This window comes from Pseudarthrobacter enclensis (assembly GCF_030811655.1).
In the GTDB taxonomy this organism is placed as follows: Bacteria; Actinomycetota; Actinomycetes; order Actinomycetales; family Micrococcaceae; genus Arthrobacter; species Arthrobacter enclensis_A.
The window spans coordinates 13,489-37,106 of the sequence record NZ_JAUSRE010000023.1; the positions used below are offsets into that span (position 1 = coordinate 13,489).

Sequence of the window (23,618 nt, forward strand, 5' to 3'; positions counted from 1 at the left end):
AGTGAAGATTCTGTCGGGTTGGCGCCGGCGAGGTTAAGCTCTGTCCTCGGTGGGGGACGGGCTATGTGGGTCGTATTTTGCGGAGGTACTCGCGAAGGCCCGGGATGGCGAAGTCGACCTTGCCGTACGCTGGGGCTTCGATGAGTCCAGCGGCGATGAGCCGGGCCCGGTAGTTGGCTACGACGTTGCTCTTGGCATTGAGTCTTTTTCCGATGTCGCCGGCGGCGACAGGCCCTTCGTCTTGGGCCATGGCTTGAAGGAAGTCTTTGTCTTTGTCCGAGGTTGTGGAGAGGGCGGCTTCTATCACTGTCATTTCGTGGCGCCTGGTGGCAGCACGGATCGCTTGGGTGACGTTGTCCTTTTCAAGGGCGAGGTCGTTGATCTCAGCTTGCCGCCAGAGCTGGTAGCCGATGAGTTGGATCAGGAAGGGGTAGCCGCCGGTCGCCTGTGCCGCGTGCCGGATCTCTTCGTCGCTGATCTTGATTCCGGCCTGCTCGAAAGTGTGCGTGAAGGAACGCTCGACTTCCTTGACGGCCGCGGCATGTAGATCGATTCGGTCCGCCCGGCGCAGGAAGGTGGCGACTCCCTCGTTAAGCAGATCCGAGACCGCTGCTGGAAGCCCGGCGAAGATTAGACCTATCGGGAGTCCGTCCCTAATGAAATGTTGGACGTCCGCGGCAAGCTGGGACAGCTCCGTGCGGTCCGCCGAGTGGATCTCGTCGACCGTAAAGAGCAGCCCGGTCCCGTTCTCCGCGAGCAGGCTCAGGAGCTGGCCGCCCAACCGGCGCCAATCGACCTGGCGCTCCGGCGGGAGCTGCGTGGTCACCGTGAAGCCGGCAACGCCCAGGGCCGTGATTCTGCGGCCACTGGGGCCGGAGCCGAGTTCCTCCACATGAAGCCGCATACTCTCGCCGATTCTCCCCACGAAGCCGGCCGTGGCGGTTTCGGAGATGACGATCCACCCTTGCTGCCGTGCTTTGTCCTGGGCTGCGCTCAGCAGGGCGGTCTTGCCGATGCCCCGGGCGCCGGTGATGATGGTCAGCAGTCCAGGTGCCCCGGAGCCGAGCTGCAGGCCGTACTCGAACTCGTCGAGCATGCCCTCACGTCCTATCAGTTCCGGGGGTGTGGCGCCCGCCGTCGGGCGGAAAGGATTCCTCACCGCAACACCTCCTGTGAGTCCTTGTGAGTCTTGTGAGCGCCTGTGAGTCTACTCTGTTGCCGTTCCAAGGCTGACCATTTTGCCCGTGTCTTGAAGGAGAACGGTCATCTGCGTCTGGATGCCCTTGACTGCGCTGGCGTCAGAATAGGGCGAAGTTCCAGTTTCTTGACAGCGCGCTCATGATGTTTTCAGATCCCACCTTGACAGAGGGGCAGGACAAGTAACCGGGCTAACGAAGCCCGGGAATAATCAAAACAGTCACAAATTCTGGACTTGATGAAGTTTGCAGTGGGAAGTCGGTGCTGAAGTCACATGCTTTATCTGGGCGGGCATCGGTGAACATGCCGGACTTCCGCGCACCAGCCAAGTCCTCACACGTCAGCCAGCCTTCACGTCAGGTTGGGGTGTACTTAATCTTGTCAGGTCTAAGTTCCTGCGATGTTCACTGATGGCCCGCCGTAACCACCGGCGTGTCGGTGTACTGCTTCGAACTGCAGTCAGGAGGACCCTGCTGCGCCTCGGCCACCAGCCATGTGGGGCCAGGCGTCCGTATTCGGTACGCACCCCAAAATGTATCAGCCCCCAACTGGACGTTGCATAGGAGGGTACGCGCGAACCGTTACAAATGACGCCGCCCGCAGCCGCGCTTCTTCGAACTCGACATGGGACTGTCGTGCGAACGATCATTACCGAACGCAGGAGAGCGTGGCAGGTCGCGAGGGTTCCGCTGGGCGCCTACTAACTAAGGAGGAACGATCTCTATGTCGTGTACGTGGTTTAGGTGTGCGGCCATGCTCATGGAGGGGAACGCACCCCTTATGTCGACGTCCGGAGAGGTAATGACCAACATAGGTTTTACGTCAGGATCCAAGCGGCACCTGCGCCGTGGACCGGTGGTCTTCGCCGGTATGGTGGCCATGGCCGCTCTGGCTGGCTGCAGCGCGGCCAGCACGCCACAGAGTTCGCCGGTGGCTCCGTCCACAACAGCCGCGTCCTCCGCCCCGGCGCAGGCAACCTATCAACTGCACATGGACTTCTTCTCGCACGAATCGAAACTTGGCTCCGTGATCGATCCGCAGGTGTTCCAGAGTTCCCCCGGGGCCCCGGCCGGCTCCGGCCCGCAGGGTATCACTCATGCTGCCGGAACGACGCCGGCCGCCAAGGCCGCGGATCCTGGGACTGCTTTGTTGGCAGCGGACGGCTCGGCGCTGAACATCACCCTGGGTCAATGGGAGAAAGCTGCCGGGACGGTGTCGTTCAGCTGCACCGCGGGTCAGGAGGAGGCCGCCAGTCAGCTGACGGGCTTGATTCCCAACGGGTCCTACAGCACCTTCGTGGTCCATTTGGATGTCCAGGGGCCCGGCCGTTTCACCCCCTGGGGCGACAGCCAGGGCAGCACTAATAACTTCACCGCTGATGCCGGCGGGACTGCGACGGTAACGAACACGGTTTCCGGCTGTCTGGGTAACCGCGAAGCGGCGGTCATCATCTGGCACAGCGACGGAAAGCCCCATGGAACAACACCGGGGACGCTGGGTGTGACGTGGCACAACAGCCTCATCACCCCGCTGCCGTAAACCGGGCACACGCCCACGCGGGTGCCGCTGCGTGTGACGGCCCACCGTGCGCATGCGTGTGTGGGCTCTGTGCCTCTTTCACTGCCTCCGATATTTTGCTGATTCCCTGACAGGATGCCTTGCCCGCTATGATCCCAACCGAGTCCTTCATTCCGTCGCCGACCGTCAGCGCGTTCCATCTGGGACCGTTGACCATCCACTTCTACGCCCTGTGCATCATGGCAGGCATCGTCCTTGCCCTCTGGCTCGGGTCACGACGCTGGCAGGCACGTGGCGGGCAGCCGGGGCAGGTGCTGGATATCTGCATCTGGGCCATTCCCGCCGGGATCATCGGCGGCCGGATTTATCACGTCATCACCGACCCGGAACTGTACTTCCTGCCGGGTAAAAACCCGTGGAACGCTTTCGCGATCTGGGACGGCGGTCTGGGGATCTGGGGTGCCATCGCCTTGGGCTGTCTGGGCGCGTGGATCGGCTGTCGGAGGGCGGGGGTTTCCTTCGTCGGCTTCCTGGACGCAGTGGCACCCGGCGTTGTTTTCGCTCAGGGACTGGGCCGGTGGGGTAACTGGTTCAACAACGAACTTTACGGTGACCCGACGACCCTGCCCTGGAAACTGCAGATCCACCCCATGGACCCCCAAACAGGGAAGGCTCTCACGGACGCCGCCGGCGCGCCCGCAGTCCTGGGTTATTTCCAGCCGACATACCTGTATGAATCCTTGTGGTGCCTGGTCGTGGGGCTGCTGATCTTGTTTCTGGACAAAAGGTTCCGTCTCGGGGCCGGCAGCGTTTTCGCCCTCTACGTCGCCTCCTACACCGGCGGGAGATTCGTCTTCGAACTCATGCGCTCGGACTACGCAAACCTGATCCTGGGGCTGCGCGTGAACACCTGGGTCGCCGGGCTCATCTTCCTCGCCGGCACGGTAGCGTTCCTGGTCCTGTTCCGCCGGCCACGCTCCACGGCACCCCTGGCCATTCCGACGGCGCGGGCAACGGCCCCGTTCATAGTCGACAGGAGGGCGCCGGGCTGGCACGAAAACCTTCCTTTCCCAGAGGGGCCGGACGATATAGAAGCCTCCGCTACGGATACAGTTCGCGGGCCTGCCGGCTGTGGATCTCCAGAGGACAGTGATCGTGCCGGCAGCCATGGTGCCGGGACGGCCGACGTAACGAACAAGTGAGGTTGGAGAGAATCTGCCCGGATCCGGCCTTGAGATAAAGCGGGGTACCGAAACTCCCGGGTCCCTGATATCAGCCGCCGCTGTCCTTTGCCAAAGGTTTCCTGACCTGCCGGGACAAGTCCGAGCCGGGTGAACACCAGCTCGACGACATAGCCTGCGACGATCATTACCCTTTTTCACGAGCCACGCCGGGTTGACATTGCCCCACGGGGAACCGTTGAGACTGGAGGGGTAGCCGCTCCGGTGGCTCGTTACCTTCGGCTGGCCGGATGACGACCGGACCGCGACCATGTCGGGCGCCCCTTGTTAGGAGATCTTCATGTCTGTACGTCGTTTGAACCAAAGGCAGCGTCCGAGCGGTAGCGTGCTCGCCACGGGTGCGGTGTTCCTGGCTGTCATCTGTTGTGCCGGTCCGGCGCTGCTCGCCGGGGGTATTCTCGTGGTGGCCGGGGGTGCGCTGGGCAGTCCCGTTGTTCTGGCACTTGCCGCGGCAGTACTGGCCGGCGCGGTTGTTTATGCGCTGCGGCGCCGCAGCCGGGCCCGAAACCTAGTACAGGGTAATACCGGGGCCGCGGGCGGGAGCCGGCCCATCGAGGATGAGCGGCGAGGCGCCCCCTCGACGCCAGATCTCAGATGATCCGGGCTGTTCCCACCGGACCGCACCTCGCTCCTATGAGCATGTTAACGCGGTCACGTCCCGCTGGGTGGTGGAGTTTCTCGACACCGTGCGGGTCAGTTGGTTTTGATTATGCCGCAGCGAGTTCGGGAATTGGAACCACCTCCTCGACCTGCTTGGCTGCCGGTGTGCCGGATTCGTTCAGTTCTTGCATGGATGCTTCGGAGAGGTAACGGCGGTCCCCGGCTTCCCACTCGTCGTGCTGCTCGACGAGGACCGCACCGGCCAGGCGCAGCAGTGCTGCCGGGTTGGGGAAGACCCCGACAACGTCGGTGCGTCGTTTGATCTCCTTGTTCACTCGCTCCATCGGGTTCGTGGACCAGACCTGACGCCAATGCTTCGTCGGGAACCCAGCGAACGCGAGAACGTCTTCACGGGCATCGTCGAGCATCGCGGCGACCTTCGGGTGGGACTTCCCCAGCATGCGGGCGACCTCGTCGAACTGAGTATTCACATGCCCGGCATCGGGCTGGGCGAACACCGTGCGGATGATCGAGGCCACCATCTCCTGGGCGCCCTTGGGCACGGTCGAGAGCACGTTGCGCATGAAGTGCAGGCAGCGCTGCCAGGACGCGCGCTGAAAGACAGTATTGATAGCCTTCTTCAGCCCGCTGTGGGCGTCTGAGATGACGAGCTTGACCCCACCCAGACCCCGGGTCTTGAGCGAGCGAAGAAAGTCCGTCCAGAACGCCTCGTTCTCGCTGTCGCCAACGTCGAAACCGAGCACCTCCCGACGTCCGTCCGCGGCGACACCGAACGCGACGACGCTCGCCTGGGACACGACCCGGTGATTCACGCGCGCCTTGCAATACGTCGCGTCGAGAAACACGTATGGGTAGCCCAACGCGGATAAATCCCGGTCACGGAACGCCCCGACCTCCGCGTCGAGGTCGGCGCAGATCCGCGACACCTCGGACTTGGAGATCCCCGAATCAGCCCCGAGAGCCTTGACCAGATCATCGACTTTCCGGGTCGAGACACCGTGCAGGTAGGCCTCCATCACGACAGCGAACAGGGCCTGATCCACGCGGCGGCGCCGTTCGAGCGAGGAGGGGAAGAATGAGCCCTACCGCAGCTTCGGGATCTTCAATTCCAGGTCCCCGGCCGTCGTGGCCAGGGTCCTGGGGCGCGTCCCGTTACGGTGCGTCGCGCGCTCATCGGTGCGTTCGAACGGGCCGGCGCCGATAAACGCGGTCGCTTCCGCGTCGATGAGCTCCTGGTAGAGCTTCTCCGTGGCCGTGCGGACCCGTTCAGTGACATCGGTGAGTTTCAGTTGGCCAAGCAGGTCCACCAGGGCAGACTGGTCAAGAGCCATCGTGTGTTTGTGTCCTCTCGTGAGATTCCTAGACAGTTCTCACTGACCATCGCACGATGGCTCTTCACGTCAACGAAGCGACGCTCAGAACCCGAGATTTACACCACTCCACGGGACGTGACCTGTTAACGCCCGCGTCATCGCTACCACCGAGGATGCTCCCGGGCGCGTCCCCGTCTTCTGTTACCTGGTGCCAGGGCGGGTATCGCCGCGCTGCTGCTGGGCGGTTCGGGCAGACGGACCAGGTCTTCCACTGGGCCCCGGGAGGTGAAGGAGTAGATGACATTCGGCTTCCCCCGTGGAGGCAGCTACAGCGATAAACGATCCAGGCTTTGATACTCACCGTCCTCCTGGTCCACCGGAGTTACAGACGTGGCCTCGCGCCTGAAGGTGACCAGCCCAACGCGTGCTCGTGGTGGACAAACATCCAAGCCGTTCGGAAGGCCTTTCTTCCAGCGTTCTTCCGGTCGTCGACCTCGACGTGTTTGTCCCACCCTGAAGGGTTGGGCTGTTTAGCAGGCGCACCGGTGTGTGGCGTTGCCGGGGGCGCCGGGTTCTTCGGGCAGGGTTTCGTCAAGCAGGGATGCGGCCATGGCAGCCCCGATCTTGGCTGCGGCAGCGACGGGGAGGATCGAACCGTCCGGGTGGGCGTCCAGCCAGGGCTGTGCTGCCTGGGCCGAAGCGAAGAAGTGGACCTGGTTACAGAAGGCCGATCGTACCCGGCTCATGTCCTCAGGGTTGACAAGCGAGACCACGGCTGTGCCCGGCTCCACAGCGGTCACACCCGGTGCACCGGTACTGAGCCGTACCGGCTCGCCCGTGGCGTGGCAGACCGATTCAACCCGTGCGGTGGTACCGAGTAGTGCCGGGAAGATGAGGGTGTCCAGGGCGCACCAGGTGTAAAGCTGCTTCCCGGTCATTTCCAGGCGGTGCGGGGTGGGCCGCAGTGTCAGGCCCAGCCCGACGATGCGTCCGGTCCCGTCATATTCGGTGTCCGGGACTGCGAGCAGCGCGGCGCTGACTTCCCGCACAGTGCGCCCGCTAACGGCGGCGAGATCCCTGATGCCCACGGGCTCGCCCTGGGCCAGCAGGTGCAACAGGGGCAGCCAGAGCGCCGGTTCGATGCCGGTATCCGGGGAGGTCATGCGCCCGGTGAAGTGGCTGAAGTCAGTGGTCATTGGGGGCCTTTCGTCCAATGCGGATAGGGTCAGGGGGAGTGCTGGCCCAAGGGGTCAGGAGGCGCAGCAGGAGAGTTTGGAGACGTCGGTTTTGTAGGATTGGGCGGCGATTTTGATGCCTTCGGCCATGGTCAGGTACGGGGACCAGAGGTTCGCGACCTGGTCCACGGTCATGCCGGCTTCGAGGATGTAGACTCCGGCTGCGGCCAGGTCCCCGGCTTCCTTGCCCACGGCGGTGATTCCCACGATCCGTCCCGTATCGGCGTCTGCAACGATCTTGATGAAGCCGCGGGTGTCGCGGTTCACCAGTGCCCGGGGGACGTATTCAAGGGGCAGGACCCGGCATTCGCACCGGATCCCGGCGGCGTTGGCTTCCTTGTCGGTCATGCCGACCGCAGCCAGGGCCGGGCTGGTGAAGGTGACCCGGGGCAGGTGGCGGTAGTCGACCTCGCGGCCGGCCTGGTTGAAGGCGTTCTCCACCGCCAGGGAACCGTGGGAGGCGGCAACGTAGACAAACTCGCTGTGACCCGTGACGTCGCCGGCGGCCCAGATCCGGGGGTTGGTGCTGGCCAAGGTGTTCTGCACCAGGATTTCGCCCCGGTCACCGGTCTTGACCCCGACGGTGTCCAGGTTCAAACCATCGGTGACGGGCCGGCGTCCGGTGGCGACGAGCAGCCGGGCGGCGCGGAATTCCTCCTGGCCGCCCGATACTGTGGCGGTCGCGAGGACCTCTCCGGTATCCGGGTCGCTCCGCACGGCGGTGACCATCGCCCGGCGGACGACGCGGATGCCCTCGTCCGCGAACACACCCATTAGTGCCCGGGATGCTTCGGGTTCTTCCGCCGAGTCCAGGCGGGAACGGACCAGCATGGTCACCCTGGAGCCAAGGCGGGCGAAAAGTTGCGCCTGTTCCAGCGCCACATAGCCCCCGCCGAACACCAGCAGGGATTCGGGGACCTCTTCCAGTTCCATCGCCGTTGTCGACGTCAGGTACTCCACATCCTGAAGACCCTCAACCGGGGGCGCCCAGGGGGCCGAACCGGTAGCGACCAGGTAGTGGGCGGCGGTAACGGATTCACGGGCGCCGTCCTGTCCGGTGATTTCCAGGGCGGGTTCCTCAGGGGTTCCGGCGAACACCGCGTTACCCTGGCGCAGCTCCCACCCGTAGTCCGCGATCAGGTCAACGTACTTATCCGTGCGCATCCCCTCCACCAACGACCGCTTACTGGCGAGAAGGGCGGCCATGTCCACCGGCGCGGCCGAGGTGCTGATGCCGGGGAACCGGCCGGAGGCATCTGCTGCAATATGTCTGGCGTCCGCGGCAGCCAACAGGGCCTTGGAGGGCACGCAGCCGGTGTTCACGCACGTCCCCCCGACTGTGGACCGTTCCACCATCAGGACCCGCTTACCCAGGCTGGTTGCCCGGATCGCGGCGGCGAACGCCCCACCGCCGGAGCCGATCACTGCCAGATCATAATCAAACGCTGTTGCTTCAGTCATGAGACCTTCCAGAAAATGGGTGCGAAGAGCTCTTTGGTCCCCGCGTCGCCAATGGCTAATGTTCATGCCCAGTCTGCACATTGACCTGCAGGGCAAGGTCAAGAGGGCCGGTCGGCCGGAAACTTTCCGGACTGGGGTCAGCGGCCGCGGATGCCGGCCTGGTCAAAGCCGAGGTCACGGACCGCGTCCACGGCATCGGAAAGCCGGTCAGCACGGTCCGGCTCGTACCGGACCGGGACGGTTTCAGCTTCGGCATCGATCTTCTCGACCGTAACCCCGGGCCAGCTCTCAAGCTCGTCCCTGACAGCGTCATCGGCGGCGAGCGAGCAGCAGCCCCCGCCGATGGGTGCGGCGTTGCGGAGGCCGGGCAGGTCAATGAGGGCCGTCACCGGAACGGCGGGCGGTGTTGCCGGTGCGGGAACACCGCCGGAAAGGGTGGCTGGTGTGGTCTGGGTGGTCAACGGTACCTCCGGTAGGGGTCGGTCTGGAAGGATCGGTTTCGGCAAAACGGGCCGCCGCGAACGCCGAGGGCGTGGGGCCTGCCTGGCAGTTCCGAAGCGGGACTTGGGATACTGAAGCTCTGCTGTATCCCCATTCTTGACCTTCCCCTATGCTGGAATGTCAAGCGGGGTTTATCGGACCCCCGGCTTTCCCCTTCACGGCAGGAGCAGATGATGCGGATTGGTGAGGCGGCAGCAGCTGCCGGAACGAGCACTAAAACCCTGCGGTTCTATGAGGACCGCGGTCTGCTGCCGCCCGCGGAACGCACCGGAAACGGATACCGCGAGTACGGTAACGACGCGATCACGCGGCTGGAGTTTATCCGCAGGGGCCGCGCTGCGGGCCTGACCCTGGCCCAGATCGGTGAGATCCTCACCCTCCGCGACCGCGGCAGCGCCCCCTGCACCCACGTCAGGGACCTGCTTGCCGGGCAACTCGCTGACCTGGACGCCCAGATCGCAGAACTGGCCGCCTTGCGGGATGCCGTCGCCGGATTCCATCACACCGCCTCCGCCGGCGACCCGGCGGACTGCGATCCCAACCGGATCTGCAGTTACCTCTAACTTCCGCTGAAGGGACCGCGGGTGAGGTTCATCTCGGTTGTGTCCCTTGCGTCTTGGGAATACCCCTGTGCCGTCGGGTGAGACCCAGGACGGGGGAAGAGCTGTTCACCCGGTGTTTTCGATGATGTGGCAGACGACCGCTTCCTGGCCTCTCGCGCGGGTATCGCGTGCAGTTTTGCGTGCGCGGTCCAGGGTCCGGCGCAGGCGCTTGAGGTCAGTCATGGTGCGGTCGAGCCGTTCGATGTGCGCATCGAGCAAGGCGGTGACTTTCCCGCACGTGACTGCGCCGTGACGCTGGAGGTCCAGCACGTCCCCGATTTCCTCGAGGCTGAGGTCCAGTGCTTTTGCCTGCCGGATGAACCGCAGAATCCGAACGTCTTCATCGGTGAAGATCCGGTATCCGGTGGAAGTTCTTCCCGCCGGTGGGAGGAGCCCTTTGGACTCCCATAAGCGCACGGCCTTGGGCGTGACCCCGGCTGCGTCGGCTGCCTGTCCAACTTTCATCCGGACTCCTTTTGTTTTCTCTGGCGGCGGCGAACAACGCACCCTTGACTTTGTCCTTGGGTCAAAGTTTTAGCATGGCCGGAGTACGAGGACAAGCCCCGACAGGAATGAGGAGAATCAGCAATGAACAACAATGTTTTTCCCGGCAACGCGGCAGGTCCGGCGCTGATCACGCTGCAGGTGGAGGGCATGTCCTGCACCGGGTGCGAGCAGCGGATCGGCAACACCCTGCGCCGGGTCGAAGGAGTACGGGAAACCACCGCCGATCACACCACCGGGCGGGTCCGGGTCCATGTCGGGCCGGGAGTGGAAGCGGGGGTGCTGGCGGCGAAAATCACCGCCGCGGGCTACACCGTGAAGGGCAGCGAAACAGAGTCAGATGCGGGCATGAAGGCTGGACCTGATGACGAGCCGGACCGAGGGCAGCGGAATGATTAACGCGACGAAGGACAGTGCCCGGTTGTGGGCATCGGAGCCGGGCGCTGAACCGGGGCATGAGCGTATCCGGGCCCGGATCGCGGGCCTGCACTGCTCGCTGTGCACGGGAACGATCGAGAAAGCTTTGGGCCGGATGGACGGTGTGGGCACGGTCGCGGTGTCCCTGACCCATGAACAGGCCCTGGTCGACTACGACCCGCAGATCGTTTCCCCGGACCTGATTCTGGGCACACTGAGGGACATCGGGTACGAGCTCTATGACCCGCGTAAGCTGCGTCCGTTCGAGGAAGAGGAAGCGGTCCTGGTCCGGGAAGGTGTTCGGCTGCTGGCGGCGGTCACGGCGAGCCTGGCAGCGATCGGGCTGATCGCTGTGGTGACCGGGGTACTTTCGGTTCTGGTCCCGGCCACGGTCGTGGTCCTGATGGTCCCGCTCTCGTACGTGCTGCTGCGCCCGGCAGGGAGGGCCCGGGCGCTGGCCGGGGCCGCTGGTGTTGTGGCGCCCGGTGTCGCAGCCCTGGTCCTGCGGGCGGCCGGGGTGCTGGGCGAACCGGTGGTCAGTGTCAGTGCCGGGCTCCTGGCACTGGCCGCGGTGTTCGGGATCGGCCCGCATATCCTGCGGATGGCGTACCAGTCGGGACGGCGGGGGATCCTGAACCAGCACGTACTGCTGGAGGTCGGCGCGTTCGCCGGGATCGCCGGCGGGTTGATCGGGCTGACCGGGGTGTTGCCGGATTATCCGACGGCGGCATTTTTCGCGGTCACTGTGCTGATCATGAACTACCACATCTTCTCAGAGTGGCTCTCGTTGCTGGTCAAGACCCGATCGAGTCAGTCGGTGCGCAAACTGCTGGATCTCCAGCCGGACCTGGCCCGCCTGGTGACTGTTGACGGGGCCGAGGCGGAGGTCCCGGTCGAACAGGTCCGTGTCGGTGACCTGGTCCGGGTCCGTCCCGGCGAGCGGATCCCGCTGGACGGGCGGGTCCGTGACGGGGTGTCCGCGGTGGATGTGTCCCTGGTCACCGGCGAACCGGTGCCGGTCGACGCCGGCCCCGGGGACCAGGTCGTGGGCGGTTCCGTCAACGGCACCGGGACGCTGCGGGTCCAGGTCAGCGCGACCGGGGCCGAGGGGTTCCTGGCCCAGGTCATCCGCCATGTTGAGGACGCCCGCGCCCTCAAACCCGGGATCCTGCACCTGGTCGACCGGATCCTGCGCGTCTACACCCCCACCATTCTGACCATTTCCGCCGTTGCCCTCCTCGGCTGGCTGGCCGGCAGCTGGGCCCTTACCGGGGAACCGGATGTCCGCCGCGCCGTGTTCGCGGCCCTGAGCGTGCTCGTCATGGGCTACCCCTGCGCCGTGGGTATCGCTGCCCCGCTGGCCATTGTCCGGGGCGCCGGAACGGCCGCGGACAAGGGGATCGTGATGCGCACCGGGGAAGCGTTCCAAACCTTCCGCCAGGTCCGCACCATCGTGCTGGATAAGACCGGCACCCTCACCGAAGGCAAACCCGCCGTCACTGCCACCGAACCCGCTACCGGTACCGCCCATGAGCTGTTGGCGCTGGCCGCGGCGGCCGAACAGCACTCCGAACACCCCTTGGGCCGGGCCATCGTCAACGCTGCCCGGGACAGGGCCATCACCCCGGCTCCTGCCTGGGAGTTTGAATCGGTCACCGGCTCCGGGGTCCGTGCCATGATCGGCGGCGCCGTGGTTCTGGCCGGCTCACCGGCCTTCCTGACCGCTGAAGGCGTGGCCCTGTCGGGCCTGGTACACCGGATTGATCAGTTCGAAGCGGCCGGGAACACCGTCATCGGCATCGCCCGGGACGGGCGTGCCCTCGGGGTGATCGCCCTGGCCGACCGCCTCCGTCCCGACGCGGCTGCAGCCGTCGAGTCGATGCGCGCCGCAGGCCTGGAACCGGTCCTGGTCACCGGGGACAACGAACGAGCCGCCCGCCGGGTCGCCGAACAAACCGGCATCAGTGATGTGCGCGCCGGGGTGCGGCCCGAAGGCAAAGCCGGCATCGTCCGGGAGCTGCAGGCCGGAGGTACGAGGGTCGCGATGGTCGGCGACGGGATCAACGACGCCCCGGCCCTGATGCAGGCCGACGTCGGCATCGCCGCCGGAGCCGGTACGGACATCGCGGTCGAATCCGCGGATATCGTGCTGCTGCGCGAAGACGTCGCCGGGGTGATGGACGCCCGCACCATCAGCGACTCCGCCTACCGGCGGACCCGGACCAACGTCGCCCTGGCCTTCGCTTTCAACGGCATCGGAGTCCCGCTGGCAGCCACCGGCCTGGTCTACCCGGTCTGGGCGATGATCGCGATGGCCGCCTCCGTCACGGCGATCTTCCTGAACTCCATCGGCACCCGCCCGGCCCTGCTCTTCGACGCCATCGGCAGCGTCAAAGCCCGCAGAGCCCGGCTTGCGGCCCAGGAGCAGGAAGCATGAGACGGGCAGTAAGCGGCAGTGAACCTGCCATCGGCGGCCCGGCAATGATTGACGAAGCCGCCCGGGACCGGGTTCCTACCCCGCCCGGGATGGTGCCGCTGGATTTCCGGTAGGAAACCTCTGCACCCTGCCGGGCGCTGGAACCCCGGCCCGAACCCTTTATCACCGCCCACCCCCGCCGGTTCACCGCGCTGCGGGGCTGGCTCAAGACCCGGCTGGGTGAGCCGGACCCCTTTCCTCATGATGGACAAGCAGGCGTGCTGTGGGCCGGGCTGGCCCTGATGGTCTACGGCTTCCTTCCCATCTTCGACGGCAGGGCGTTGAGCATCAGCTGCTGCGGCTACTACAGCTTTTGGCGGGGCCTCTGGGTTTCCCGCTCGGCTTCCTCATCCTCATCCCGCTGCGCCCTGGCCCTGAACCGGGGAATTCGGTGGCACCGTGCGGATCATGACCGCTTCGCTGGCGGACCTGCCCGAGGAGCACCGGGCGGCGATGCTCACCCGACGCCCGTCGGCTGTCGCGATGCTGCCCGAACGCCAACGCCTCAAGCACCTGCAGCTGATCTCCGCACCTGTTAAACATCAGCAGCCACAGGGCCGTCAAACGCATCCAGGGCACCCGGCAGACGGTTCTGGAAAACCTGCCCCGGAGGATGGCCCCGTCCAGGGCCGCACCCATCCCCGGCCGGTAGAAATGACACCAGACCCCGACTTGACTTTGCCCCAAGGGCAAAGTTTTAGGATGGTTCGGCGCGATCCCGCAGCTTGCGCCTGTACGTGCGCCCGGGGGCTGGTGCCAGCATGAGCCCGGGCCGGACGGCGACAAAAACGGGAAGCAGACGGACCATATGGAAAAGGGCAGAATCATGCAAAGCAGAGAATTGATGGTCCCCGTGGCCGCTGCCAGGACCTTTGCCCGGCGCGACAGCAGCACCGGGCAGGGAGGCCGGGACAGCGCCAAGAGGTGCGCGATAGTTGAGGGCCTGCCAGGTTGTGACGCCGGGCCTGCCGGGAGGGCCGCGTTCGTCATCCGGGAAATCGGTCATGCACTGGCCCGTTTACGCGGCCGTCGAAGTGGCAGAACCAACGGAATCACGACCCCGGACACCACCCAGGCCCCCGGTTCAGAGGCCGCTGGTTCAGGGGGCGCCGCGACACCTGTCGGCCCCGGCCGGAGTCCGGGAACCACGAGCAGCGAAGGAATGGATTGATGGTAGTGCTGCAGACAGCAGGGCAGAGCGTCCTGGAAGCGTTTTTCATGTTCTGGGCCACCTTGTGGGCCCTGATTTTCGGGTTCACGCTCTCTGGGGCGGTCCAGGCCTTTGTGTCCCGGCATGAGATGCAGAAAGCCATGGGGGATCACCGGCCCGGGACTGTGGTGCGCACCGGGTTCCTCGGCGCCGCATCCTCAAGTTGCTCCTACGCGGCGACAGCGTTGGCGAAATCGCTGTTCCAGCGCGGCGCGGACTTCACGACCGCGATGGTCTTCATGATCGCCTCCACGAACCTCGTGGTTGAACTGGGTATCGTGCTGTGGCTGCTGATCGGCTGGCAGTTCGCCCTGGCCGAATTCGTCGGCGGGGCGATCATGATCGCCTTGTTCGTGCTGGTCGCCCCGCGTGTTTTCCCCGCCGCCGAACTCGAGCAGGCCAGGGAACAGCTCAACGCCCGGGCCGCTGTGAAGGGCCGCCCCGATGTGTCGGACGAGGCCGAGCGGCACGGGGTGCGCCTGTGGCAGCGGTTGCGGTCGAAGGCAGGCTGGGCTGACGCGGCCGGTTACGCTGTCTCGGACGTGAGCATGCTCCGCCGTGAACTGCTCATCGGCTACCTGGTCGCCGGGATCCTCGCCGTCGCCGTCCCGGCCTCGGCCTACGATGTGATCTTCTTCTCCGGCCACGGGTTCTGGACGGATCTGGAAAACGTGATCGTCGGGCCCTTCGTGGCGTTTATCAGCTTCGTCTGCTCGATCGGGAACGTTCCCCTGGCCGCGGCCCTGTTCAAAGGCGGCCTAAGCTTCGGCGGGACCGTCGCGTTCGTCTTCGCGGACCTCATCGCCCTGCCCCTGGTCATCATTTACGGCAAGTTCTACGGCCGCCGGATCGCCGCCCGGATCTTTTTCTCGTTCTGGGCCGTCATGAGCGTCTCCGGGCTCGCCGTTGACCTGCTCTTCCGTGCCCTGGGCATCCCCGCTCCCGCCCGTCCCGCAGAGATCGCCCACACGTCCTTCGAGTGGAATTACACCACCTGGCTGAACATCATCGCCATCGCCGCCGCGGCGGTCGTGTACTGGCTGTACCGGAACAGGGAACGCTACGGCGGGATGGAAAAATACGCCCAGGACCTGGTGTGCGGGATGCAGGTAGAACGCGCACACGCTCCCGCCACCCACGTGCACGCCGGAAACACCTATTACTTCTGCTCGGACCGGTGTCACGAAAAGTTCGTCAACGACCCCGGCAAATACATCCATCAGCCCGGCGCCGAACCCATGGGGGCGGCAGCACCGGCACCGGATGCAAGCCAAGCCCGGGTCGCCGGCAAGCCAGAAGACGGACTCAATCAGACCCCCGATGGCGCGGTGGACCCGGTCTGCGGGATGGACGTGGACACGGCCCGCCCGGCGGCGACCCACGACCATCACGGGAACACCTACTACTTCTGCTCCCAGGGCTGCCATGACACCTTCGCGGCCAACCCGGGCGCATTCACCAGCGCGGCACAGACCATCCCTATTGGATCAGACGCCGGTCAGACCCCGAATGTTGCGGTGGACCCGGTCTGCGGGATGGACGTGGACACGGCCCGCCCGGCGGCGACCCACGACCATCACGGGAACACCTACTACTTCTGCTCCCAGGGCTGCCATGACACCTTCGCGGCCAACCCGGGCGCATTCACCAGCGCCTCTACCGGCAGGTGAACCGGGACTCTCCAGCCCGCCACGAGGCCGTGCGGCCTCCCCAACCCTTTATCCACCCCCGGACACCCCTTGACTCTCCTTGCAGGGGAAGGTGTAAGGGTGGAGATGTAACAACGGCCGTGACAACGCGGCCGCCATGCTGAGAAAAGGAAAGGTGATGTCAGATGGGTTTGCAGGAAGGTGAACAGTACCGTTGCCCCGATTCCGGGTGTGGGTGTGAGATGACAGTGACCAAGGGCGCCGTTGACAGTGACGCCGGGCAGAACGCACCGACATGCTGCTGCGGACACGCGATGGACAAGGTCGGCTAAGACCTGCCCGCAGTCAGGCTTAGCTAAGCCGGCGGCAGCGAAAGGCTTTCCTTAGCTGCTGCCGGCTTTCACCTGATCAATAAAATCATCGGGGCCAAGGAATTACGGCCAGGCCGAGGTTGATCAGCGGGCGTTGAAAGCGCCGTTGAAGACCGTGAAGGCCATCAGGAATGCCAGGCCGATACCGACAAACAGCATGGAGAAGAACCGGCGCGTGAGCTTTTCACTGACGCGCCCCTGGAGACGGGTTCCGGCCAGGGCGCCCAGAACAGCTCCCGGCACCGCCCAGACAATCAGGTTCCAGGGAATCGCCGCCAGGCCTCCGGAAGCGGTGAGCTGGATCAAATGGGTCGCGGCGGCCCCCACCACCGTCCCGGCCACCACCAGGGTCGACGTGGCGGCCGCGACCGGTACCGGGAACCGGGACCGACGCACCAGCGTGGGCAGCGTCGCTTCGCCGACACCGGTAGAAATCATCCCGGCCACCACGGCTCCGGCTCCGGAGAAAACCCGCTGCCAACCCATCCCGGAAGCGCAATAGTCATACCGTTGACCGTCAGCGGCCCGCACCGAGCGCCGGTCCGGGCCAGCGCATTCCGGGTCCGAACATTCAGATTCACAGACCAGGCATGGGCAGGGCCGGTCAGGGCGGCGAACAACGGTTTTCCTGCCGGTCGAACCTATCAGCCAGGCCACGCCCAACATGGCCGCGCCGTAGCCGATAAGCAACCACTGCCCCGGCACGTGCTCGCCCAGCACCGCACCGAGAACACCTGCGGGCAGCGTCAGCGCTACGAGGGACCGGACGGCTGACAAATCAGCCAGCCGCAGCCGCAGATACCTGAACACCCCAGCCCCGAAACCGGCGGCTTCCAAAAACAGCGACGTCCCAATCGCCGCCGCCGTACCCAGCTCGGGCACACGCATCAGCGGGAACCCAATCAGGAAAACCGGCGTCAGCAGCGCCGCGCCGCTGATCCCGCTGAAGGTCGCCACTGCCGCGATCAGGATGCATCCGGGAAACATGAACCAATACACACCCCAATCCATGCCCCAAACATATCCCCCACCAACCCGTGCTTGGGAAGTGAAATATTTTAAGGTTTCGCCGAACACAGCATGAGCGGCGACCGTGTCAATACCCGCCACGGGCAGGCGCGGACAGCCCGGGAAATTTGACATTGACCCATAGGGAAAGGATGACACTGGCACTAGACCGGTGGTCAAGCCGCTGGCCACCGGTCCATGGCCGACTCCGTGCGGGCGAAGGGTAAGGAATGAATATGCCGACCTTTGTGACAGGGGCCGCACCCGGTCCCCGTGCGCCCTGGGTTCTTGTCCTGCGGCAGCTGGCCTGCTGCGGGGCGCCGCTGCTGATCGCGTGGGCCGTTTTCGGGGCCTTAGGCTGGATCGGTGCATTGCTGCCGGATCCAGTGGCGGTGACTGGGGCCGAGGCTGTGGCGGCCGGTCTTGTCCTGGTTGCACTCCTGGGCGGCGGTGCCGCAACACACGGGCGCAGTGTGCGGATGGGTCCCTCCCTCACACGCTCCCGGGAAGTTCCTCTCACGAAAAATCCCGCCCGCACCCGTGCCGGCATCGCCGGTATCGCGCGCGGGGCGGTGACCACGGAACCCGGGCAACGTCCGGCACCCGTTTTTAGGAGATTTTAATGTCTGAACGTCCTTTGAATCCCGGGCAGGGCCCGGGCGGGATCCTGCTCACCATCGGGGCTGTGTTCCTGGCGGTCACCTGCTGCGCGGGCCCGGCGCTGCTCGCCGGAAGCGGTCTCGTACTTCTCGGCGGGGTCCTGGCCACCCCTGTTGTCCTGGCCATCGCTGTTCTGGTCCTGGCCGGCGCGGTCCTCTACACGCTGCGCCGACGCGCCCGCGCCAGAAGCCGGGCCCGTGGTCCCTCGGGCGCCGCGGCTGAGGCAGCCGGACCGGTAGACGGCACACCGGGTGTCAACGACTGCTGCGCCACGTCCACGCCCGACCTCACACAATCCGGGAAACACCCCGGCGGCACGCCCTTGAACCAGGACAGGACCGCCCGCCCGTGAGCGTCCTGGCGCCTCTACCTGTCAAGGGCGCCCCCGCACAGTCCCTAAAGGTCTCCCGGCCCTTTAGGAGCTTCCGGTGATGAACATCCGCAGAGGTGAGGCCCTTGTCAAGGGAAACGGGCCGTACGGTGAATTTCGGGGAATGATTCCCGGAAAGGGTTTATCCTGTTGGAGGTTTTGGGCTGTGCGCTTCCCGGCCGCAAAGGCCCGGTATGGTTCGTCCGGCGCAGGGTCGGCCCACCGGATGCCGGAAATGGATGACCTGTAGTGGCCGTGCGGGCCAGGCCCTGCACGTTAACAGATTGAGGAAGACGTTGCCGATAACCGCAGCCGCCCCCAACTCCGGGCTGCCCCACTGGCCGGCCCCCGAGGTCCTCCACGTAGTCGCCCAGGACGCGGAATCCTTGCAGAACGGCCTGGATGACGCCGTTCAGCAGCTGCGTGCGGCCGCTATGGCCGGGGACCGTCGGGGAATACTCATCACCCGCCGGAGCAGGTCCTTGTTCACCGTTGAAGCCAGCAGGGATGTTCCCTACGGTACGACGCTGGAAAATGACCGCTGGCACAGGGAGACAGCGCCTTCATGACCTTTTGCAGGCGCGTTCACAAGTCACGTCCCCTTTGACGGGTGCGAACGATTTCCTGAGCGGTGGGACGCCCTGTTCAGCGAACCACGCCGACAGTGCCGGTCGGTGCCTGGGCGAGGATCCCCGGCCTCTGCAGCTGGCTCTGGCCACAGACTCCGGGGCGTATCCGCCGTTTCATGAGCCTTTCCCTGTACCTGGTATGCCTCTCGGGGAACGGAAGCCCCCGGACGGGAAACCCGGGAGCGGGAGCCCTCAGGCGCCCGGCTTGGTCCTGAGGGTCTTGAGCGCACGGGCCCAGGCTTCCACTTGGTCAAGGAGCGGGCCGAGCGCCTGGGTGGCCTGTTCAGTCGGGGCGAAGTCGGTGTAGTTGGTGAACTCACTGGCCAGGGGCAGGGCGACCTGGGCGCGGACATCGGCCATTTGAAGTTCAGCGGCGATCAGGCGCAGGTGTTCCACGGCCCGGATGCCGCCAGCGCTGCCGTAGCTGACGAAACCTGCGGACTTGTTGTTCCATTCTGAATAGAGGAAGTCGATGGCGTTTTTCAGTGCCCCCGGTACGGAATGGTTGTATTCGCCGGTGACGAAGATGTAGCCGTCAAATGCCGTGATGGCTTCCGCCCAGGTCTTGGTGTGTTCATTGCTGTACTGGCCCAGCGACGGCGGCAGCGGCTCGTCGAGCAGCGGCAGCCCGTAGTCGGCTACGTCGATAAGTTCGAACGCCGCATCCCCTGCGCATTCGGAGGCCTGCTGGTATACCCAGTCGGCTACGGCCCGGCCTGCCCGGCCCGGGCGCGTACTTCCGGCAATGATGCCGATCTTCACCTTCATCATTGCGTCCTTTCCTTTAAGTTCCTGACCTGTCAGTTAGGGGCTGCCCCTTCCCCGAAAAAGGCACCCGCTCCGGAAACGGGAGGCCCGCAGCAGCAACGGTACGGTGGTGATTCATGACCGTTTGCTTCACTGCTGCGCCTTTCGATGTGGGCCGCTCAAGGGGATTCTGTTGTTCTTGTTCTCGCGCCTATCGTGGTCCCTGCCCTTGGGGGAAGGTCAAGAGCCTCTCCCGGCCGGTTCCTGCGGGACAGGAGCGGTTTCCGTGAGGTTACGTTCCGGTGGCTTAAGGGCCGTTGCTGATGAGAGTCCTCGTGCCGGGGTCGAGGAAGAGCGCTTAGCGATGTGCTCCGGTGTGCTGAGGCCTACCGTACGACTGGCCGTCGCGCCGTCGATTGCCGCGCATGTTCATCTGATTGGGATGATGCTCGTGTCCGCAGTCGATACCGGGCGGGCGCCGGCGGCCTGTTCAGCTCAGGAAATTCGTTCTTGACCTTGCTCCACAGGGCAAGGTCAAGACTGTGTTTATGGAGGCAATTTTTAGCAGGATCAGGATGCAGGTGGCTTCGAATGGGTGCGGCAACGGGTTATCTGGCGCACCCATTCCCTTTGGCCCCTCCCACAGCGGTCATCTGCATGAGCTGAGTTTCCGTTGGCCGCCGGGTCCACCGTTGTGCTGCCGCAGCCGGAGGGACCGGTGGATCTTCCGGGAAGCCAGGGAACCTCCGGGATTCCTGGGCTGAGGCTCCCGTGCAGGTGATCTGCAAGTCCTGTCTAAACACCCACCCACCTAACCTTTCATCCGAAGAGGATGTGCATCTGTATTGTCGACTGAAGTCCCCGCGCTCCCCGGCAAACCCCAACGGGACCTCGTCACGGGTCTGACCCCTCGGATCCCGACCTGCGCGGGTTGCGGCACTGATGCGTTCCTGACCTTCACAGTGTTTGTCCCGGCTCATTACCCCGCTGGTCGTGCAGGGCTGAGGGCGGCCTCGGCGAGCTATTCCTGCAGTAACTGCGGGCAGGGAACTTCGCACGCCGTCCCCGCCGGGGTGGCGATGATACGCCTGACGCACGAAGGGCCCGTGCATGGGTCCCCCTTTTGCGGCGCCTGGCTGCTGAAAGGGCCGCCGCGGCCACGAAGGCAACCCTTGATGGGATGCTTTGGCACGAGTGGCGAATTGCTTTGTGCGGCAGATTACAGACCGGGTGTAGTTGGGGGCCTAGGTTGATCAGGCAGGCGTGCTGTGCACGTATCCGGCTTGAAAGAGGAGAAATTCGATGCAGTTTGACAGCGCAACGACCGCACTTGTCCTGACCGATCCACAGAATGATTTCCTCAGCCCCGACGGTGTGGCGTGGGAACTGGTAGGAAAGAGCGTGGAGAAAAACCATACCGTCGATCACATTGAGCAATTACTGGCATCCGCTAAATCAGGCGGCTACGGGGTGTTCGTGTCTCCGCACTATTATTTTCCGCACGATCACCAATGGGATTTCGGCGGAACGCTGGAGAAGAAGATGCATGAGATTGGGATGTTTGACCGCTCCGGGCCGCTGGAGCTGGCCGGGTTCAGGGATTCCGGTGCGGATTGGCTGGACCGGTTCAAGCCTTTCCTGGACGATGGCAGGACGGTGATTTGCAGCCCGCACAAGGTGTACGGGCCGGAGCAGAATGACCTGGTGCTCCAGCTTCGGAAACGGGGGATCAGTAAGATCGTCCTGGCCGGCATGTCAGCGAATCTCTGCGTCGAAAGTCACCTGCGTGAACTGCTTGAACAGGGTTTCGAGGTTGCCGTTGTGGCCGACGCGACAGCCGCGGCGCAGCATCCCGAACTCGGAGACGGTTATGAAGCGGCCCTGACGAACTTCAACTATATTGCCGGGGCAGTGCTTTCCACCGAGGACGCCGTTGAACAGTTCGCTTCCCAGTCATGAGGACTGACGCTCCGGGTTGGCCGGCCTGCGGGGTTTCTCCGCTGCCCCGGATACTGTCCGTCAGGGCGGCCCAATGACGAGCACGCCGATCGCAGCCTACGGGGTGCTTTCTGACTGCCGGTCAGCGGCACTGGTCAGCGCTGAAGGGTCGGTGGACTGGCTGTGCCTTCCGCGGTTCGACAGCCCGTCGGTGTTGGGCCGGCTTCTGGGTGAGGAGGCCGGATTCTGGTCGATCCGTCCGGTTGGCGACTTTACCTCCTCCCGCCGGTACGTCGGTCCGAGCATGGTCCTCGAGACCACTTTTCATGCCGGTGAGGGGGAAGTAATCCTGACCGATGCTCTGGCTCTTGGGGATGGGAACAGGGGCCATGATCTAGGTTCCGGGTCGCCCGGGGCCCTGTTGCGGGTGGTTTCCTGCACGCGGGGAACGGTGGAGCTTGACGTGGTCTTCGTGGCCCGGCCCGAATACGGGTCTATACGCCCGTTGGTCCGGCCCGAATCAGGCGGGTTGCTGGTGCGGGGAGGGGCGGCGGTGCTCGCGCTTTCCGCGCCTGTCCTGTTCGCGGTCGACGGCGACGTCGCCCGGTCCCGCCTCGTCATGGAGAAAGGTGACACCTGGGGTTTCGCCTTGGACCACGCCACGAGCTCGGAGGCTGCGCCGGCTTTCTGGGGGCAGGAGGAGATCAGGGGCCGGCTTGCGGACACTGTTGAAGGCTGGGCGAGCTGGTCGGGGATGCACCAGAACTACACCGGTCCGTGGCAGGACTTGGTCGCGCTCAGCGGCCGGGTCCTGCAGGCGCTGACGTTCTACCCCACGGGGGCGATTGTCGCCGCTCCCACGACGTCCCTGCCGGAAGTCGTTGGAGGCCTGCGCAACTGGGACTACCGTTACACGTGGATACGGGATGCAAGCATGACGCTGCAGGCCCTTTGGGTTGCCGCCTGCCCGGACGAGGCCGGAAAGTTCTTTCGTTTCCTGGCCACGGCCGGTTCGGGCCAACTGGGCAGAGGTGATGAACTGCAGATCATGTACGGGATCGGCGGGGAGCGGGACTTGTCAGAACGGGAACTGCCGCACCTGCCGGGGTGGCGTTCGAGCACCCCGGTCAGGGTGGGCAACGCCGCATGGCGCCAACGTCAGCTTGACGTTTACGGGGAACTGTTGGACGCTGCGGCGACCCTGCCCGAATACCTCGCCGGCATGGACTCCGACACCCGCAGGTTCCTTGCAGATGCCGCGGATGCGGCCGCTGACCGGTGGCAGTCCCCGGACCACGGGATCTGGGAGTTCCGCCGTGCACCCCGCCATTACCTGTACTCGAAACTCATGTGCTGGGTGGCTGTGGACCGGGCAATCAGCCTTGCCGCCCTGTTGGATGCCACTGACAGGATTCCGCGTTGGCGGCAGGCCCGCGAAGAAATAGCCGCAGCCATAACCAGCGAGGGCTGGAGCGAAACTGCGAACGCGTTTACGCAGGCGTTTGGTTCAGACCACCTGGATGCCTCGGCCCTGATGCTGTCCATTGTTGGTTTCCTGCCGGGGGATGATCCCCGGATGCTGGCAACCATTGATGCGGTCCAGGAGCATCTGACGGATGCGCGGGGACTGGTGTACCGGTATGGGGTCGAAGACGGGTTGCCCGGGGCCGAAGGGACTTTTTTGCTGTGCACGTTCTGGCTCGCCCACGCCCTCGCCCTGGCCGGGTCCCTCGAACGCGCCCGGGACGTGTTTGGATCCGCAGCCGCCTTCGCGACGGATCTTGGCCTCCTCTCAGAAGAAGCGGACCCCGGCAGTGGTGAACTGCTGGGAAACTTCCCGCAGGCTTTCAGTCATATCGGGCTGGTCAACGCTGCCTGGGCAATCAGCCGGGCAGAAGAAAAAAGCGGGGGATCCCCGCCTCCGGGGCCCCGCGGGACGCAGGGCTAACC

General features: G+C 64.9%; 17 protein-coding genes and 1 pseudogene. 10 read left to right on the forward strand and 8 right to left on the reverse strand.

Annotation, left to right across the window (positions count from 1 at the left end; all coding sequences use genetic code 11):
- Positions 1 to 61: 61 nt before the first annotated feature.
- A complete protein-coding gene (locus tag J2X98_RS18280) occupies positions 62 to 1,159 on the reverse strand; it encodes an ATP-binding protein (protein ID WP_307310979.1) in 1,098 nt (365 codons plus the stop codon).
- A gap of 839 nt (positions 1,160 to 1,998) precedes the next feature.
- On the opposite strand from J2X98_RS18280, the gene J2X98_RS18285 reads away from it, so the two are divergent.
- Together J2X98_RS18285 and lgt are read left to right on the forward strand one after the other, a co-directional pair.
- A complete protein-coding gene (locus J2X98_RS18285; protein WP_307310983.1) occupies positions 1,999 to 2,736 on the forward strand; it encodes a hypothetical protein in 738 nt (245 codons plus the stop codon).
- A 128-nt stretch (positions 2,737 to 2,864) separates the two neighbouring features.
- A complete protein-coding gene (gene lgt, locus J2X98_RS18290; protein WP_307310985.1) occupies positions 2,865 to 3,917 on the forward strand; it encodes a prolipoprotein diacylglyceryl transferase in 1,053 nt (350 codons plus the stop codon).
- A 746-nt stretch (positions 3,918 to 4,663) separates the two neighbouring features.
- On the opposite strand, the pseudogene J2X98_RS18295 reads toward lgt, so the two are convergent.
- From J2X98_RS18295 to J2X98_RS18310, 4 genes and pseudogenes are all read right to left on the reverse strand, one after another.
- Positions 4,664 to 5,908: pseudogene (locus tag J2X98_RS18295) on the reverse strand (IS256 family transposase).
- Positions 5,909 to 6,420: 512 nt separating this feature from the next.
- Positions 6,421 to 7,086, reverse strand: coding sequence for an organomercurial lyase MerB (merB, locus tag J2X98_RS18300; protein ID WP_307310988.1), 666 nt, complete (start codon positions 7,084 to 7,086; stop codon positions 6,421 to 6,423).
- A gap of 54 nt (positions 7,087 to 7,140) precedes the next feature.
- Positions 7,141 to 8,586, reverse strand: coding sequence for a mercury(II) reductase (gene merA, locus J2X98_RS18305; RefSeq protein ID WP_307310989.1), 1,446 nt, complete (start codon positions 8,584 to 8,586; stop codon positions 7,141 to 7,143).
- 137 nt (positions 8,587 to 8,723) lie between these two features.
- Positions 8,724 to 9,047: a hypothetical protein gene (locus tag J2X98_RS18310; protein ID WP_307310991.1), complete on the reverse strand. Its 324-nt coding sequence runs from the start codon at positions 9,045 to 9,047 to the stop codon at positions 8,724 to 8,726.
- A gap of 213 nt (positions 9,048 to 9,260) precedes the next feature.
- Here J2X98_RS18310 and J2X98_RS18315 point away from each other — a divergent pair, with 213 nt between their 5' ends.
- Positions 9,261 to 9,650 (forward strand): heavy metal-responsive transcriptional regulator, encoded by a 390-nt coding sequence (locus J2X98_RS18315; RefSeq protein WP_277798618.1) that lies wholly within the window; start codon positions 9,261 to 9,263, stop codon positions 9,648 to 9,650.
- A gap of 105 nt (positions 9,651 to 9,755) precedes the next feature.
- Here J2X98_RS18315 and J2X98_RS18320 read toward each other — a convergent pair whose 3' ends face one another.
- Complete coding sequence (locus J2X98_RS18320) at positions 9,756 to 10,154, reverse strand: MerR family transcriptional regulator (RefSeq protein WP_277798619.1); 399 nt, start codon at positions 10,152 to 10,154, stop codon at positions 9,756 to 9,758.
- A 123-nt stretch (positions 10,155 to 10,277) separates the two neighbouring features.
- On the opposite strand from J2X98_RS18320, the gene J2X98_RS18325 reads away from it, so the two are divergent.
- The 3 genes from J2X98_RS18325 to J2X98_RS18335 all read left to right on the forward strand — a co-directional run bounded on the left by J2X98_RS18325 (position 10,278) and on the right by J2X98_RS18335 (position 15,966).
- Positions 10,278 to 10,592, forward strand: a complete 315-nt coding sequence (locus J2X98_RS18325) for a heavy-metal-associated domain-containing protein (protein WP_307310995.1) — start codon at positions 10,278 to 10,280, stop codon at positions 10,590 to 10,592.
- Positions 10,558 to 13,047, forward strand: coding sequence for a heavy metal translocating P-type ATPase (locus tag J2X98_RS18330; protein WP_307310997.1), 2,490 nt, complete (start codon positions 10,558 to 10,560; stop codon positions 13,045 to 13,047). The genes J2X98_RS18325 and J2X98_RS18330 overlap by 35 nt, the downstream gene beginning before the upstream one ends.
- 1,209 nt (positions 13,048 to 14,256) lie before the next feature.
- Positions 14,257 to 15,966, forward strand: coding sequence for a permease (locus J2X98_RS18335; protein WP_307310999.1), 1,710 nt, complete (start codon positions 14,257 to 14,259; stop codon positions 15,964 to 15,966).
- A 434-nt stretch (positions 15,967 to 16,400) separates the two neighbouring features.
- Here J2X98_RS18335 and J2X98_RS18340 read toward each other — a convergent pair whose 3' ends face one another.
- The gene (locus tag J2X98_RS18340; protein ID WP_307311001.1) at positions 16,401 to 17,459 is read right to left on the reverse strand and encodes a sulfite exporter TauE/SafE family protein; all 1,059 of its coding nucleotides are present in this window, start codon (positions 17,457 to 17,459) and stop codon (positions 16,401 to 16,403) included.
- A gap of 487 nt (positions 17,460 to 17,946) precedes the next feature.
- Here J2X98_RS18340 and J2X98_RS18345 point away from each other — a divergent pair, with 487 nt between their 5' ends.
- Positions 17,947 to 18,336 (forward strand): hypothetical protein, encoded by a 390-nt coding sequence (locus J2X98_RS18345; protein WP_307311003.1) that lies wholly within the window; start codon positions 17,947 to 17,949, stop codon positions 18,334 to 18,336.
- 314 nt (positions 18,337 to 18,650) lie between these two features.
- Positions 18,651 to 18,923, forward strand: coding sequence for a hypothetical protein (locus J2X98_RS18350; RefSeq protein WP_307311006.1), 273 nt, complete (start codon positions 18,651 to 18,653; stop codon positions 18,921 to 18,923).
- Positions 18,924 to 19,175: 252 nt separating this feature from the next.
- Here the strand turns inward: J2X98_RS18350 and J2X98_RS18355 are convergent, their stop codons facing one another.
- On the reverse strand, positions 19,176 to 19,754 hold the full coding sequence (locus tag J2X98_RS18355; RefSeq protein ID WP_307311008.1) for an NADPH-dependent FMN reductase: 579 nt from the start codon (positions 19,752 to 19,754) through the stop codon (positions 19,176 to 19,178).
- Between the two features lie 1,278 nt (positions 19,755 to 21,032).
- Here J2X98_RS18355 and J2X98_RS18360 point away from each other — a divergent pair.
- Positions 21,033 to 21,689: an isochorismatase family protein gene (locus tag J2X98_RS18360; RefSeq protein ID WP_307311010.1), complete on the forward strand. Its 657-nt coding sequence runs from the start codon at positions 21,033 to 21,035 to the stop codon at positions 21,687 to 21,689.
- A 73-nt stretch (positions 21,690 to 21,762) separates the two neighbouring features.
- Positions 21,763 to 23,616 carry a glycoside hydrolase family 15 protein gene (locus J2X98_RS18365; RefSeq protein WP_307311012.1) on the forward strand — a complete coding sequence of 618 codons (1,854 nt, stop codon included), beginning with the start codon at positions 21,763 to 21,765 and terminating at the stop codon, positions 23,614 to 23,616.
- Positions 23,617 to 23,618 lie beyond the last annotated feature (2 nt).